The following is a 15,462-nucleotide window of genomic DNA, read 5'->3' as shown; positions in this document are numbered from 1 at the left end:
ATCTTTCTTTTGGTGTAAAAGTAACACTTTTCTTTAGTGTAGGCTGTACACTTTTATATGTTATGCAACATAAATGTCAAGAAACATATCTGTGCCAACTGGCTGTACAGATAGATGTGTTCGGAATAAACTTCTCGGATGATTTTGTTTTCAGAGTGGAAAACGGTGGAATAGGGGGGAAGAAAAAGGCGCTTCCCATTGCCGGGAAACGCCTTTTATTGAATGCTGATGTCTGTTATTCTAATCTGCGGGCACCGTCGCTAATGACTACATCATATACTTTCGGGCTTCTGCCGAACTTCTTCTTGAATTCATCTTTTGCTTTTTCGATGAATGTGCTGTACAATTCATCCTTTACCAGATTGATTGTACATCCACCGAATCCACCGCCCATGACACGTGAACCGGTAACTCCACAATCGAATGCAAGGTCATTCAGAAAATCAAGTTCTTCGCAGCTTACTTCATACAACTTACTCATGCCATGATGTGTTTCATACATCTTTTGACCTACAGTTTCATAGTCGCCTTTTTCCAGGGCATCGCAAACGTCAAGTACGCGTTGAATCTCTTCGATGACATACTCTGCACGCATGTAGTCTTCTGCGCTGATGTCGGCTTTGGCCTCTTCCAGCATTCCCATGGTAACGTCACGCAGGAACTCTACGTGTGGATGTTTCTTCTGGACAGCGGCAACGGCAGCTTCGCAGCTTTGACGACGTTTGTTGTATGCTGAAGATGCAAGTTCGTGTTTCACTACAGAATCTACAAGAACCAGACGGTAACCTTGCGGATTGAATGGGAAATACTGATATTCCAGTGAACGGCAATCCAAGCGGATGAGGCTTCCTTTCTTTCCGAATACGGAAGCAAATTGGTCCATGATACCACAGTTTACACCACAATAGTTGTGTTCTGTAGATTGTCCCACTTTTGCCAGTTCAAATTTGTCAATTTTGTTGTCACCGAACAAGTCGTTCAAAGCATAGGCATAGGTACTTTCCAAAGCTGCTGAAGAGGACATTCCTGCACCCAGAGGCACATCGCCTGCAAAAGCAGTATTGAATCCTTTTACATCTACACCGCGTTTCATCATTTCCCGGCACACGCCGAAAATATATCTTGCCCAGCTTGCGCGGGGTGCGTCTTCTTCATTCAAGCCGAATTCCACATAATCTTTCAGGTCGATGGAATAAGCTTTTACTGTGTTTGTACCGTTGGGCTTTATTTCTGCAATCATTCCTTTGTCGATTGCTCCGGGGAATACAAAACCACCGTTATAGTCTGTATGCTCACCGATAAGGTTGATGCGTCCCGGAGAAGCATAAACTGCTCCCGTTGTTCCGTCAAAGTGCTTGATGAAACGGCTTCTTACGTATTCTATATCCATGATATTTATTTTTTAAGGTGAATAATAGATTTTTATTTTATTCTTTCGCTTTTTCTGAGGTTATTTCTTTCCGTCAGATACTTTGGAACCGACCAAAGCATAGAACAATACATAAGCAGAGCAGAATACCACTACCCAGTAGCTTGACATGTAGTTGCCGGTAATGTCGGCAATCCAGCCTTGCAGAGGCACCATAACAGCGCATCCGAACACCATTGTCATGAAGATACCGCTGGCGATGGCTGTGTATTTGCCCAATCCTTCGACTGCCATATTGAAGATACCACCCCACATTACGCTGGTGCAGAGGCCAACGAGCAGGAAAGCGAAGATGCCCATGGGGACTTCTGCCCAAATCACTGAAATGTTAGCCCAGTCGATACCCGGTACGTTTACTGTGACGTCTGCTGGCGCGAACATGCCGAAGATGACAAGAAGGATGCTGACTGAGGATACGGTGGTAATCATTGTACGGCTGCTTACCTTGCCACCGATACTACCGCCTACAAAACGTCCGACAAGCATCATCAGCCAATAGACAGCCACGATAAGTCCTACGATGTTGGCATCCATTCCACGTCCCGGAGTCGCGGCATCGGGTGCGGAGGTCAGGTATTGAAGGATGTAGGTAGGTGTGCCTACTTCGATACCCATGTAGAGGAAGATGGCTAATGTACCTAGCATGAAATGGCGGTACTTCATAGCGCCTTTTATCAGTGTGATGTCGATAGGAGCCTGTTCCGGTTCTTCTATTTTAGTGAAAAATATAACGATGGCTGCTATTACAAAGATAGCAAGTGCAATCATCAAAGCAGGAGTTGCATCGGCAATATGTGCTTTGGTAGCATCACCAATCAAGGCACCCATGATGATATAAACGGCAACTGCAGCACTGCTGTTGAATACGCCACCAATCTGGATAAGCTGGTTGCCTTTGTTGCCGCCGCCGCCCAGAATATTTAACATCGGGTTGACCACACAGTTCAAAATACACATGGTGAATCCGCTGATGAATGCACCAATCAGATAAACAAGGAATGCACTTTCTTTGCCCACATGTCCGCTAAGCCATTGTATCAAGATGCCGACGATACCGATGGCAAGACCTATGAGGGCGGTTTTCTTATAGCCGAATTTGGAAATAAGCATACCGGCAGGGATACCCATGACCAGATAAGCGATGAAATTTCCGATGTTTCCGATTTGTGCCAATACATTGCTGGCACCGAAATCGTTCTTAACGATAATTGCCATCGGCGAGCATAGATTTGTTACGAAAGCAATCATTGCGAAGAGCGCAATCATAATGATGATGGCTCCCCATTGTTTTTTTGGGTTACTCATGATGAAATTTGTGTTGAATTATTATTAATAATATTTTATTTTTGTATGCCAAACTTATAAATAGTCACTTGCTGGTATTCGTCACCCGGCAGCAATACTGCCGACGGAAAATGAGACTTGTTGGGCGTGTCGGGAAAACACTGGGCTTCAAAGCAGACTGCGCTTCTTGCCGGGAAAGTAGCTCCATGGGCACCTTCAAAACCTCCAAGCCAGTTTCCGGTGTAGAGCTGTACGCCATTCTCAGTTGTATATACTTCCATGGTTCGTCCGCTGTCGGGCTCTGTGCAGGTAGCTGCAAGGCTCAGTTCTCCACTTTCTGTCTTGTTCAGTACATAGCAATGGTCATATCCTGCACCATTCACAATTTGCGTATGTTTTTCATCAATCCGTTCACCAAGAGTATGGGGAGTACGGAAATCCATTGGAGTACCTTCTACCTTTAATATTTCTCCGGTAGGGATGGATACTTCATCAATGGGTACATAAAAATCTGCGTTGATGGTAACGATATTGTTTAAGACTGTAGGAGAGGGATTGGCTATACCGGCAAGATTGAAGAAACCGTGATTGGTCAGATTGACGATGGTGGCTTTATCGGTAGTAGCCCGGTATTCGATGACCAGAGCATTGGTTTCATCCTCCAAGCGATAAGTCATTTCTACTTCGAGATTTCCGGGGAAGCCTTCTTCACCGTCAGCGGATATATAGTTGAAGATAACCGTTGATTGCTCCGGTTGGACAGCATCCCATACGCGAGCATGAAAACCGGTCGGACCGCCATGCAGTGAGTTGGGACCATTATTGATTGCCAATTGGTGCTCTTCGCCGTATAAAGTGAACTTTCCTTTGGCTATCCGGTTGCCGTAGCGTCCGATGGTAGTGTTCAGAAAAGGTTCCGGACTGTTGATTACATGCTCAATACTGTCGTGTCCTAATACAACATTGGCATATTTGCCATTTTTGTCGGGTACCATGATGGAAAGTATTGCACAGCCGTAATTAGTAACTGCAACTTCCATTCCCTGGGCATTCTTCAGGATAAACAAATCTGTCTTTTTGTTATTTATATCCTTTTGAAAGTCTCGGGGGTTCAAACCGGACAAATTACTTTCTGTTGGAGTAGTGTTTATCATATCCATGGTATTAATTAAATTTCTTGCAAATAAAAAGAAATTCTTTTGTTCCCCCAAGTAATTGGAAGGAAATGTGAAGAACATTTTAGGAAAGTTTAGCGTTTAGCAAATGGAATACAAATTGATATTTTTTGTATGTTTGTCCCCGGAATCTAGAAAAAATTACATCATTAACAGAAAGTTCTAATAAAAACAACGAATGTATCCTCTAAAATTTGAGCCTATTCTGAAGCAAACGCTTTGGGGAGGCGATAAGATTATTCCATTCAAACATTTGAATGATACCCTTGCCAATGTAGGTGAGAGCTGGGAAGTATCGGCAGTAGAAGGTAGTGAGTCCATTGTGGCCAATGGTGCTGACAAAGGATTAACGTTGCCGGATATGGTCAGGAAATATAAGGAAGACCTGGTAGGAGAAGCTAACTATGCACGTTTCGGAAATAAGTTCCCTTTGTTGATAAAGTTTATTGATGCCAAGTTGGACTTGTCGATTCAGGTACACCCGGGTGATGAGTTGGCTAAGAAACGTCATAGCAGTTTTGGTAAAAATGAAATGTGGTATGTTGTTGCCGCTGACCAAGGTGCCAAGCTGATTTCCGGTTTTGCAGAGCAGATTACTCCGAAAGAATATAAGGAACGGGTGTATAATGGTACGTTTGCGGATGTCCTGCAGACTTGTGCCATCAAACCGGGCGATGTGTTTTATGTGCCTGCAGGCCGTGTGCACGGAATCGGTGCGGGAGCTTTTGTAGCAGAAATACAGCAGACGTCGGATATCACTTACCGTATTTTTGATTATAACCGTAAGGATAAGGACGGTAAATCAAGAGAACTGCATACAAGCCAGGCTATTGATGCCATTAATTTTGCAGATGTGCAGGACGATTTTCGTACGGAATACGAACAGGTGCAGAATGAACCGGTAGAAATGGTGGCAAGTCCGTATTTCACGACTTCAATCTATGACATGACGGAAGAAATCACTTGTGACTATTCTGAACTGGATTCCTTTGTTATCTTTATTTGTGTGGAAGGCGCATGTCGCATGATAGACAATGAAAAGAATGAAGTTACTGTACAGGCAGGGGAGACGGTATTGCTTCCGGCTGCAACTCAAGAGGTCACAATTGTGCCTGAGGGCTCGGTAAAACTGCTTGAAACATACGTGTAAGAGTTTTGGAGCATTTAGATAAAAAGATAAGGGTGGCATTTCGCAAAAAATGCCACCCTTATCTTTTTTTATTCGGAGTATTACTTCTTTCTTCCAAAGAATCTTTTGAACTTCTTCATCATTTTTACTCCCAATACTATACCGTCAAAGATTGCCATACCCGTGTTGAATGTCCTCATCATGGCGTTGCCCTTGTTAGTGGCAGGTCGCAGCGGAGCGAAAATCTCGTGTGTAAGTCCGGTCATGATTTCTTTTTGCAACCGTATTTTCTGCTGAAGCTCGGCTTTCTGCCGGGCGATGCTTTCTAAAGTGACTGGAATGGTATTGGTGGTATTATTCATAAATATTTCAAATTAATTGTTTAAGAATAATTTAGCGATAAACTTTGTTATCGGATTGATAATAAGTCTTCTGCGGAAAGAGACAAGCAGAACGATGAGTAGTATGTGAAAACATGTGATAAGTGCAAAACTCATCATGAGCCCGCCTACCAATGGTGCTAAAACATAGACCAGCGTAAACGACAGATGAAACAGAACCACTACGCCGAGAGTAATAAGCAGTAGCACTAATAAAAGAGTGGAGAGTAGTTGGGATGTTTTTTCAATAATCTCCAATTTGGTGTATTCCTTTTGCAGCTCCAGGTATTTCTTGAATTCCGTGAACAACTGCTGCATATTTTCTATACTTTTGTCATCTGCGAACATAGTGGCTCTATTTTTAATCTTATTCCGTTACTTCACCTTTAATCTCTGCTGCAATTTCATTCACCAGGTCATCCATCTCGTTCCGGCTCAGGCGAATGCCTTTTTTGCGGAGAATCTCTGCGATTTTGTTACGTGTGTCTTCTCCTTTTTCAGGAGCGAACAAGATACCAAGGGCTGCGCCTACTGCGGCACCACCCAGAAAAGCTGCTAGAACATTTAATCCTTTCATAATGATATTCCTTTCTTTTTTTGAAGTTAATACAACAAAGCTAACAATTTTCTTGGAAGTTTGTTCGGAATATCAGTATTTTTATAAGATAATCGCACCAAAAATATGCGCATAGCGCGTATTGTCTTACCGGTCTTTCTTTTGCGGGGCGTTCTGTGTGGTGCGTTTCTTTCTTCTCCAATAGTCTCCGTTCGAGCGGTTTCCGCGATAGATTTTATTCTCCTTGGCTTTGGCCTTGATTTCTTCTGTTTTGATTTCCTGTGCCTTCACGCCGACGGCAGTGACAAAAGGGTGTTCCTTTATCACCGGTATATTTTTTCCTATCAGCTTTTGGATGTCTTTCAGGTAAGGCAGCTCTTCCGATTCGCAAAAAGAAAGTGCAATGCCATCGTGGCCGGCACGTCCGGTGCGTCCGATGCGGTGTACGTATGTTTCCGGGATATTGGGCAGCTCGTAGTTGATGACGTGTGACAGCTGCTCTACGTCAATTCCCCGCGCTGCAATGTCGGTTGCAATCAGTACGCGCAAATCGTGGCTTTTGAAACCGGTCAGTGCGCGCTGTCGGGCGTTCTGTGACTTGTTCCCGTGTATGGCTTCAGCCCTTATTTCTGATTTGTTTAGAATACGCGCAAGTTTGTCTGCTCCATATTTAGTTCTGGTGAAGATTAGTACGGATTCGATAGCCGGATTCTTCAGCAGATGAATCAGTAAGTCTTTTTTCTCCTTTTTCTCAACGAAATAGACTGATTGGGAGATTGTGTCAACTGTAGACGATGCGGGGGTGACTTCCACTTTCTCGGGGGACGTCAGCATGGTGTTTGCCAAGGTTTCTATTTCGGGAGGCATTGTGGCCGAAAAGAAGAGAGTCTGTCGTTTTGCGGGCAATAGCTTTAATATGCGTCGGATATCATGTATGAATCCCATGTCCAACATACGGTCCGCTTCGTCCAAAACGAAGAATTCGAGTGTTTTTAGGTTGATGAAACCTTGGTTGACCAGGTCTTGCAGTCGTCCGGGAGTTGCAACCAGTATTTGTACTCCACGTCTCAGTTCGTCTGTCTGTGGCTTTTGTCCTACGCCGCCGAAGATGACGGCGTGCCTCAATCCGGTATACTTGCCGTACGCACTGAAGCATTCTCCTATCTGTATGGCTAGCTCGCGGGTCGGTGTCAGAATGAGTGCTTTGATACTTTTGCGGTTATCTGTTTTATACAGTTTTTGCAAGATAGGGATGGAAAATGCGGCGGTTTTGCCTGTTCCGGTCTGGGCACATCCTAATAAGTCTTTTCCTTGAAGTAATATAGGGATTGATTTTTCTTGGATTGGGGTAGGGGCGGAATACCCCTCTTCTTGAAGAGCCTTCAATATAGGTTCTATCAAATTCAAATTTTCAAATGTCATGCAATCAATTAAGTGAGCCTCATGCTCTGTTTATATTTGGCAAATATACGTCAAGTATTTCGGGAAATCTCTTTTTATGGTAGGGTTTAATTATATTTAACTAAGGAAGCTGAGGTATAATCGCATGTTATGGTGTACTTTTGTTCCATATTTAGAAATGGGATGGAAAAAAGATGGAATCGCATTTAAAATATCTTTGGATCGTATCACTGGCTTGTACTCTGACTGCTTGCATGAATGGTGGAGGAGACTTGGCCGGTAAGTGGCAGTTGCGTCAGTACCAATATGCCGACGGTACATCGGAAAAGGTGGACAGTGTATTCTATAATTTTCAAAAAGGAAGTTTTTCTGCCATATGTTTGTTGAAAGATGGCGGATTGACTACGTTTTTTGGAAATTATTCTTTGAAAGGTGCTGAAATTTCCATTATTTTGTTGCCCGAAAGTGTTAACGATGAAAATTATGATACTTATTTCGGATGGCCGGAAGGAAAACGCACCTTTAAAGTAGAAGAATTGTCCTACTCTTCATTGCGTTTGGAATATGGGAGCACGAAATCAGTTTTTCGGAAATTTTGAGATAAAGATAAGAATAGACATAGATTTTACTAATAAAAACAATAGAAAAGATGAAAAGATTAGCCGTATTGGGAATGGGAGTGTGCATAGCTCTGGCATTCTCTTCTTGTAAATCAAGTGAAAGTGCTTATAAGAAAGCATACGAAAAGGCAAAACAGCAGGAATTGGCCGAGCCGCAAACAACTGCCCCTGCTGAAGAGGTGGCTCCGGTGGTTACCGCTCCGGTAGAAGTGAAAGTGGTGGAAAGCGCACCTGTCGGCATGCGTCAGGAAAAGGTGACTGTGGTATCAGGTGGTACCAGCTTGAAAACCTTCAGTGTGGTTTGCGGAGCTTATAGCGTGAAAGCTAATGCAGAAGGTGTGAAGCAGACATTGGTGAATGAAGGTTATGCTGCAATGGTGGTTTACAATGCAGAAAGAAATCTGTATCGTGTAGTTATCGGTACATTCGATGACAGAGCATCCGCCGAGAATCTGCGCGACTCTTTCAAGGCCAAGCATCCTTCGAATGATGACTTCCAGAAAGCATGGCTGCTGTATAGCGTCAATTAATAGAATTCTTTTTGGTAATTCATAACAGAACAGAAAGGAATATATGTTTCCTTTCATGATGAGGCAGTAACTGCGAAGTTACTGCCTTTTTGATGATATGCCGAAAGAATTTTATTCCCTCTTCCTTCGTGAATACTTCCCTCTGTTTCTTTGCTCCGGCTTTATTTTCCTGATTGTGAAAAGTGCTTATAATATTCTCTCTTTCGTTTAAAAGAAGTTATAAAACAAGGGGTGAAAACTTTCGGGCCTGAAAAAGTTTTTAATTTTGCACTTTATCTTTGAGAAGAATATAGTATGGAACAACGATATATACTGAATGCGATTGATGCCGCCTTGCAGGCTGGCGAGAAAATTCTTTCCATTTACGATGATCCGGCATCGGATTTTCAGGTAGAAAAAAAAGCGGATAATTCTCCTCTTACTATTGCCGACCGTAAGGCTCATGAAACTATCTGCCGTTTTTTGGCTGATACACCTTTCCCTCTGCTGAGCGAGGAAGGTAAGCATTTGCCTTTTCCGGAACGACGGAGTTGGGAGACCTTATGGATTGTAGACCCTTTGGACGGTACGAAGGAGTTCATAAAGAGGAACGGTGAGTTTACAGTGAATATAGCTTTGGTACATCAGTCGGTACCGGTGATGGGAGTCATTTATTTGCCGGTAAAAAAAGAACTTTATTTTGGCGTGCATGGTTCGGGTGCCTATAAGCTGTCCGGTATTGTTGCACGTGATGGAATGCCTTGGGATGAACTGATTGCGAAAGCTGTCCGGTTGCCGGAGACAAGCGCGCATGAGCGGTTTGTAATTGTGGCTTCCCGCTCACATCTGACGCCCGAGACGGAAGATTATATAGAACAGATGAAACGCAGCCATGCGGAAGTCGACCTGATATCAAGCGGGAGTTCCCTCAAGATTTGTCTGGTGGCTGAAGGCAAGGCTGATGTATATCCTCGTTTTGCTCCTACGATGGAATGGGATACGGCGGCAGGGCATGCTATTGCACGTGCTGCCGGAATGGAGATTTATCAGGCGGGGAAGGAGGAACCTTTGCAATATAATAAGGAGGATTTGCTGAATCCGTGGTTCATCGTAGAGCCTGAACGTACCGAAATAAAATAACGATTTTATGACATTTGAGATTTTGTTTGTGCTGTTGGGATTGTTGGGCATGGTGATTGCCTTGGTTCTGGATAAAATGCGTCCGGGCATGGTACTCTTTTCCGTCGTAGTATTGTTCCTGTGTGCAGGTATCCTCACTCCTAAGGAGATGTTGGAAGGGTTCAGTAATAAGGGGATGATGACCGTCGCCATGCTGTTTCTGGTCAGTGAAGGTATCAGGCAGTCGGGTGCCTTGGGGCAAATAATCAAGAAACTGCTTCCCCAAGGTAAGACTACGGTCTTTAAAGCACAATTCCGTATGTTACCCACCATCGCCTTTATTTCAGCTTTTCTAAACAATACTCCGGTGGTTGTTATCTTTGCTCCCATTATCAAGCGTTGGGCGGAATCGGTGAAGTTGCCCGCTACCAAGTTCCTTATACCTCTTTCATACGTTACGATACTTGGTGGTATCTGTACGTTGATAGGCACATCGACCAATCTGGTGGTGCATGGTATGATATTGGAAGCCGGATATGAGGGTTTCGCAATGTTCGAGTTGGGCAAAGTGGGGATTTTCATTGCGATTGTGGGAGTTATTTATCTGTTCGCTTTTTCCTCAAGGCTTTTGCCGGATGTTCGTACGGATGCGGTGAAGCTTGATGAGGAGCCGGAGGAGCATGGAGATTTGCATCGGGTGGAGGCTGTACTCGGTGCCCGTTTTCCCGGTATCAACAAGAAACTGGGTGATTTTAATTTCAAACGGCATTATGGGGCCGAAGTGAAAGAGATTAAGCGTAGCGGTCAGAGCATTGCCGGAAATTTGGAAAATGAATATCTCCGCGAAGGGGATACGCTGGTGGTGATGGCCGATGACTCTTTTGTAAAGACCTGGGGGGAATCTTCGGTATTCGTGTTGCTGGCCAATGGCAAGGATACGGAACCGGTGCCCGGAAAGGGAAAGCGCTGGTTTGCCTTGGCTTTGCTGATATTGATGATAGTGGGTGCGACGGTCGGTGAACTTCCGGCTGTCAAGGAAGCTTTCCCGAAAATCAAGCTGGACATGTTTTTCTTCGTTTCCATTACTACCATCATTATGGCCTGGACAAAGATATTCCCGGCCCGCAAGTATACCAAGTATATATCTTGGGATATTCTGATTACGATTGCTTGTGCTTTTGCCATCAGCAAGGCGATGGTGAATTCCGGTGTGGCGGATGTTGTGGCGCGTTTCATTATAGGCATGAGCCATCATTATGGCCCCCACGTGTTACTGGCTGCTATGTTTATCATAACGAACTTGTTTACGGAACTGATTACGAACAATGCGGCTGCGGCACTTGCTTTCCCGTTGGCACTTTCCATTTCTTCACAGATGGGAGTCAGCCCAATGCCTTTCTTTGTGGTGATTTGTATGGCGGCTTCTGCCAGTTTCTCCACTCCTATAGGATATCAGACTAATTTGATTGTACAAGGTATCGGTAACTATAAGTTTACGGATTTTGTACGTATCGGATTGCCTTTGAATATCATCACTTTCTTGATATCCGTTTTCTTGATTCCTTTAATTTGGCCATTTTAAAAAAAAGAAGAAATAATAACATATGGAAGAAAACAATCACATATATCCGATATTTGACAGAATGCTGATGCGGAAGGACAAAGAAGATTTGTTGAAGCAGCGCAGCGTGATGATTTGGTTTACCGGTTTGAGCGGATCCGGCAAAAGCACGATAGCCATTGCCTTGGAGCGTGAGCTTCATAAGAGGGGATTGCTTTGCCGTATTTTGGATGGTGACAATATTCGTAGTGGCATCAACAATAACCTCGGTTTTACGGAGGCCGACCGTGTGGAGAATATCCGGCGTATAGCCGAAGTATCAAAACTCTTTCTTGATACGGGTATCATAACAATTGCGGCTTTTATCAGTCCCAATAACGATATTCGTGAGATGGCGGCTGATATTATCGGACAAGACGATTTTCTGGAAGTTTATGTCAGTACCCCGCTTGAAGAGTGTGAACGCCGTGACGTGAAGGGGCTTTATGCCAAGGCACGCAAGGGAGAAATCAAGAATTTTACGGGTATTTCCGCGCCTTTTGAGGAACCTGTCCATCCGGCTCTGACGTTGGACACCTCTGTTCTCAGCCTGGAAGAATCAGTCAACAAGCTGCTGGAACTTATTTTACCAAGAACTCAGAAGAAATAAAATATAATGAAAGAAGAATATAAATTGAGCCATTTGAAGGAACTCGAAGCAGAGTCCATTCATATTATCCGTGAAGTGGCGGCGGAGTTTGAGAATCCGGTGATGCTGTATAGCATCGGCAAGGATTCTTCGGTTATGGTGCGCTTGGCCGAGAAAGCGTTTGCTCCCGGCAAAGTGCCGTTCCCGTTGATGCACATCGATTCCAAGTGGAAGTTTAAGGAGATGATAGAGTTTCGTGACGAGTATGCCGGGAAGTACGGTTGGAACCTGATAGTGGAAAGCAATATGGAAGCTTTCAATGCGGGGGTCGGACCCTTTACGCATGGCAGCAAGGTACATACGGACCTGATGAAAACGCAAGCTTTGCTCCACGCATTGGATAAGCATAAGTTTGATGCTGCATTCGGTGGCGCTCGCCGCGACGAGGAGAAGTCACGCGCTAAAGAGCGTATTTTCTCCTTCCGCGACAAGTTCCATCAATGGGACCCCAAAAATCAGCGTCCCGAGTTGTGGGATATTTATAATGCCCGCGTACATAAGGGAGAGAGCATCCGCGTATTTCCGTTAAGTAATTGGACGGAGCTGGACATCTGGCAATATATACGTCTGGAAAACATTCCTATTGTGCCGTTGTATTTTGCCAAGGAACGTCCTTGCGTGGAGATTGACGGAAATCTGATAATGGCAGATGACGACCGTTTGCCGGAACAGTACCGCGGCCAGATAAAGATGCGTATGGTGCGTTTCCGTACGTTGGGCTGTTGGCCCTTGACCGGTGCTGTGGAAAGCGATGCCGATACCATCGAGAAGATTGTCGAAGAAATGATGACCACTACCAAGAGTGAACGGACAACCCGGGTCATTGACTTCGACCAGGACGCAAGCATGGAGCAGAAGAAGCGTGAGGGATACTTCTAAAGGAATTAGAAATTAAGAATTAAAAACAGAAAGATTAGGATGAACGATTCTACACTTGATATAAAGGCTTTCCTTGACAAAGATGAGCAAAAGGATTTGCTGAGGCTGTTGACTGCCGGTTCTGTGGATGACGGAAAATCCACATTGATAGGCCGTTTGTTGTTCGACAGCAAGAAATTGTACGAAGACCAGCTGGACGCACTGGAGCGTGACAGCAAACGCATGGGAAATGCCGGTGACCATATAGACTATGCCCTTTTGCTGGACGGCTTGAAGGCAGAGCGCGAACAAGGCATCACCATCGACGTGGCATACCGCTACTTCTCGACCAATAACCGTAAGTTTATCATTGCCGACACTCCGGGACACGAGCAATACACGCGCAACATGATTACCGGAGGCTCTACGGCCAACTTGGCAATTATTCTGGTGGATGCACGTATGGGTGTCATTACGCAGACGCGCCGGCATACTTTCCTGGTGTCGTTGCTGGGCATCAAGCATGTGGTGCTTGCTGTTAACAAGATGGACCTGGTGGATTTTTCCGAAAAACGTTTTAATGAGATAGTCGATGAGTATCGGAAGTTTATAGCTCCGTTGGGCATTCCTGATGTGAACTGCATTCCGCTGTCAGCCTTGGACGGAGACAATGTGGTGGAGAAGTCGGAACGTACTCCTTGGTATGAGGGCATTTCACTTCTTGACTTCCTGGAGACGGTACATATTGACAATGACCATAATCTGAAGGATTTTCGTTTCCCGGTTCAATACGTCTTGCGCCCCAATCTCGATTTCCGTGGTTTTTGCGGCAAGGTGGCTTCGGGCATTGTCCGTAAGGGAGATGAAGTGATGGCATTGCCTTCCGGCAAGAAGTCGCATGTCAAGAGTATAGTTACATACGACGGCGAATTGGATTACGCCTTTCCGCCCCAGTCCGTCACTTTGACGCTGGAAGACGAGATAGATGTGTCGAGAGGGGAAATGCTGGTACATCCGGATAACCTGCCTGTCATGGACCGCAATTTTGAGACGATGCTGGTTTGGATGGATGAAGAGCCGATGGATATAAACAAATCATTCTTCATCAAGCAGACCACCAATATAAGCCGCACCCGTATCGACAGCATTAAGTATAAGGTGGATGTCAATACGATGGAGCATCTTTCCCTTGACAACGGAAAACTGAGCAAGGAAACATTGCCGATGCAGCTCAATCAAATTGCGCGCGTGGTGCTGACTACTGCCAAAGAGCTTTTCTTTGACCCTTATCAGCAGAATAAGGCTACCGGTTCGTTTATCCTGATAGACCCGATAACCAACAATACCAGTGCTGTAGGTATGATTATCGATAGGATGGAGGATAAGGATATGCACTTGTCCGAGGACATGCCTGTGCTGAACCTGCCTAAGTTGGGTATTGCTCCCGAACATTATGAGGCTATCGAAAAGGCTGTGAAGGAACTTAAACGCCAGGGCATTGCAGTGATTATAGAGAAGGAATAGACGTTACTTGTGCGGAGTATGACCGTTTCCTGCAGAGGAAACGGCTTTTGCCGTGAGAGGTATATGTGTGCTAAATGTAATATATTAATATATAGACTATAATGGGATTATTAGAATTCAACAAGCTTCCTATAAACACATTGGTAGGTGCGGATTGGAAGACATTCAAGGATATAACAGGCGGTCGTGATATCGGTGCCGCCTACAAAGGTAAGTACCGGCTGACAAAAGCCGTCTGCCGTCTGCTGTCCACTTTGGCTCCTCTGCAGGACAGGCGCTATGAAAAGCTTCTGGCTGCTAAGCCTCTGGAGCACGACCCGGTATTCATTTTGGGACACTGGCGTAGCGGGACTACGTTTGTGCATAATGTCTTCTCCTGCGACAGGCATTTCGGCTACAACACGACATACCAGACTGTATTTCCGCATCTTATGATGTGGGGGCAGCCTTTCTTTAAGAAGAACATGAGTTGGCTGATGCCGGACAAACGTCCCACGGACAATATGGAGCTTGCTGTTGACCTTCCACAGGAAGAGGAGTTTGCTTTGGCAAATATGATGCCCTACACCTATTATAATTTCTGGTTTCTGCCCAAGTATCAGCAAGAGTATGCCGATAAATACCTGCTGTTTGATGATATCACGGAGCAAGAACTGAAAGTGTTTGAGGAGACTTTCGTCAAACTGATAAAGATTTCTCTTTGGAATACGAACGGAACCCAGTTCCTTAGTAAGAATCCGCCTCATACGGGACGTGTGAAAGAGCTTGTCAAGATGTTCCCCAATGCTAAGTTCATCTATCTGATGCGCAATCCTTATACTGTTTTCGAAAGTACACGTAGTTTCTTTACTAACACCATTCAGCCGTTGAAACTGCAGGACATCAGTAATGAGGAACTTGAAAAGAACATATTGTCCATTTATGCCAAACTGTATCATAAGTACGAGGCGGACAAGGCATGTATTCCTGAAGGAAATCTGATAGAGGTGAAGTTTGAGGACTTCGAAGCGGATGCGATGGGAATGACTGAGCATATCTACAAGGCCTTGTCCATACCGGGTTTTGCAGAAGCGCGTGCCGATATTGAGAAGTATGTAGGCGGAAAGAAAGGGTATAAGAAGAATAGATACAAGTATGATGAGCGTACGGTGCAGTTGGTTCAGGATAACTGGAATTTTGCGCTGCAACAGTGGAATTACGATTTATAATGACTGCCGATTATCAATGAA

At 44.7% G+C, this 15,462-nt stretch carries 16 protein-coding genes; 9 read left to right on the top strand and 7 right to left on the bottom strand.

The window, feature by feature from the left end; genetic code table 11:
• Positions 1-235 precede the first annotated feature (235 nt).
• From galK to E5355_RS03940, 3 genes are read right to left on the bottom strand one after another with little or no spacing between them, the layout of a single operon-like run.
• Positions 236-1,390 (bottom strand): galactokinase, encoded by a 1,155-nt coding sequence (galK, locus tag E5355_RS03950; RefSeq protein ID WP_136009261.1) that lies wholly within the window; start codon positions 1,388-1,390, stop codon positions 236-238.
• A gap of 60 nt (positions 1,391-1,450) precedes the next feature.
• Complete coding sequence (locus E5355_RS03945) at positions 1,451-2,734, bottom strand: MFS transporter (RefSeq protein WP_136009260.1); 1,284 nt, start codon at positions 2,732-2,734, stop codon at positions 1,451-1,453.
• Between the two features lie 35 nt (positions 2,735-2,769).
• Positions 2,770-3,867, bottom strand: coding sequence for an aldose epimerase family protein (locus E5355_RS03940; protein ID WP_136009315.1), 1,098 nt, complete (start codon positions 3,865-3,867; stop codon positions 2,770-2,772).
• A gap of 199 nt (positions 3,868-4,066) precedes the next feature.
• On the opposite strand from E5355_RS03940, the gene E5355_RS03935 reads away from it, so the two are divergent.
• Positions 4,067-5,038 carry a type I phosphomannose isomerase catalytic subunit gene (locus tag E5355_RS03935; RefSeq protein WP_016273413.1) on the top strand — a complete coding sequence of 324 codons (972 nt, stop codon included), beginning with the start codon at positions 4,067-4,069 and terminating at the stop codon, positions 5,036-5,038.
• Between the two features lie 80 nt (positions 5,039-5,118).
• Here E5355_RS03935 and E5355_RS03930 read toward each other — a convergent pair whose 3' ends face one another.
• The 4 genes from E5355_RS03930 to E5355_RS03915 all read right to left on the bottom strand — a co-directional run bounded on the left by E5355_RS03930 (position 5,119) and on the right by E5355_RS03915 (position 7,375).
• On the bottom strand, positions 5,119-5,379 hold the full coding sequence (locus tag E5355_RS03930; RefSeq protein ID WP_016273414.1) for a hypothetical protein: 261 nt from the start codon (positions 5,377-5,379) through the stop codon (positions 5,119-5,121).
• 12 nt (positions 5,380-5,391) lie between these two features.
• Positions 5,392-5,745, bottom strand: coding sequence for a phage holin family protein (locus E5355_RS03925; RefSeq protein WP_016273415.1), 354 nt, complete (start codon positions 5,743-5,745; stop codon positions 5,392-5,394).
• A gap of 19 nt (positions 5,746-5,764) precedes the next feature.
• Positions 5,765-5,974, bottom strand: a complete 210-nt coding sequence (locus E5355_RS03920; RefSeq protein WP_016273416.1) for a YtxH domain-containing protein — start codon at positions 5,972-5,974, stop codon at positions 5,765-5,767.
• 126 nt (positions 5,975-6,100) lie between these two features.
• The gene (locus tag E5355_RS03915) at positions 6,101-7,375 is read right to left on the bottom strand and encodes a DEAD/DEAH box helicase (RefSeq protein ID WP_136009259.1); all 1,275 of its coding nucleotides are present in this window, start codon (positions 7,373-7,375) and stop codon (positions 6,101-6,103) included.
• Positions 7,376-7,548: 173 nt separating this feature from the next.
• Between E5355_RS03915 and E5355_RS03910 the strand changes: the two genes are divergently transcribed.
• The 8 genes from E5355_RS03910 (at position 7,549) to E5355_RS03875 (ending at position 15,441) form a co-directional block, all read left to right on the top strand.
• A complete protein-coding gene (locus E5355_RS03910) occupies positions 7,549-7,953 on the top strand; it encodes a lipocalin-like domain-containing protein (RefSeq protein WP_016273418.1) in 405 nt (134 codons plus the stop codon).
• A 50-nt stretch (positions 7,954-8,003) separates the two neighbouring features.
• Positions 8,004-8,504: an SPOR domain-containing protein gene (locus E5355_RS03905; RefSeq protein WP_016273419.1), complete on the top strand. Its 501-nt coding sequence runs from the start codon at positions 8,004-8,006 to the stop codon at positions 8,502-8,504.
• 294 nt (positions 8,505-8,798) lie between these two features.
• Positions 8,799-9,623: a 3'(2'),5'-bisphosphate nucleotidase CysQ gene (gene cysQ, locus E5355_RS03900; protein WP_136009258.1), complete on the top strand. Its 825-nt coding sequence runs from the start codon at positions 8,799-8,801 to the stop codon at positions 9,621-9,623.
• Between the two features lie 7 nt (positions 9,624-9,630).
• On the top strand, positions 9,631-11,184 hold the full coding sequence (locus E5355_RS03895) for an SLC13 family permease (protein ID WP_016273421.1): 1,554 nt from the start codon (positions 9,631-9,633) through the stop codon (positions 11,182-11,184).
• A gap of 22 nt (positions 11,185-11,206) precedes the next feature.
• Positions 11,207-11,812, top strand: coding sequence for an adenylyl-sulfate kinase (gene cysC, locus E5355_RS03890; RefSeq protein WP_136009257.1), 606 nt, complete (start codon positions 11,207-11,209; stop codon positions 11,810-11,812).
• Between the two features lie 6 nt (positions 11,813-11,818).
• On the top strand, positions 11,819-12,730 hold the full coding sequence (gene cysD, locus E5355_RS03885; protein WP_136009256.1) for a sulfate adenylyltransferase subunit CysD: 912 nt from the start codon (positions 11,819-11,821) through the stop codon (positions 12,728-12,730).
• 39 nt (positions 12,731-12,769) lie between these two features.
• On the top strand, positions 12,770-14,233 hold the full coding sequence (gene cysN, locus E5355_RS03880) for a sulfate adenylyltransferase subunit CysN (protein WP_136009255.1): 1,464 nt from the start codon (positions 12,770-12,772) through the stop codon (positions 14,231-14,233).
• A 101-nt stretch (positions 14,234-14,334) separates the two neighbouring features.
• Positions 14,335-15,441, top strand: coding sequence for a sulfotransferase family protein (locus E5355_RS03875; protein WP_136009254.1), 1,107 nt, complete (start codon positions 14,335-14,337; stop codon positions 15,439-15,441).
• Positions 15,442-15,462: the final 21 nt, after the last annotated feature.

Source organism: Bacteroides muris (ex Afrizal et al. 2022), from assembly GCF_004793475.1.
GTDB lineage: Bacteria > Bacteroidota > Bacteroidia > Bacteroidales > Bacteroidaceae > Bacteroides > Bacteroides muris.
The sequence above is the reverse complement of the archived record's forward strand: the minus strand, read 5'-3'. Positions and strand labels throughout refer to the sequence as shown.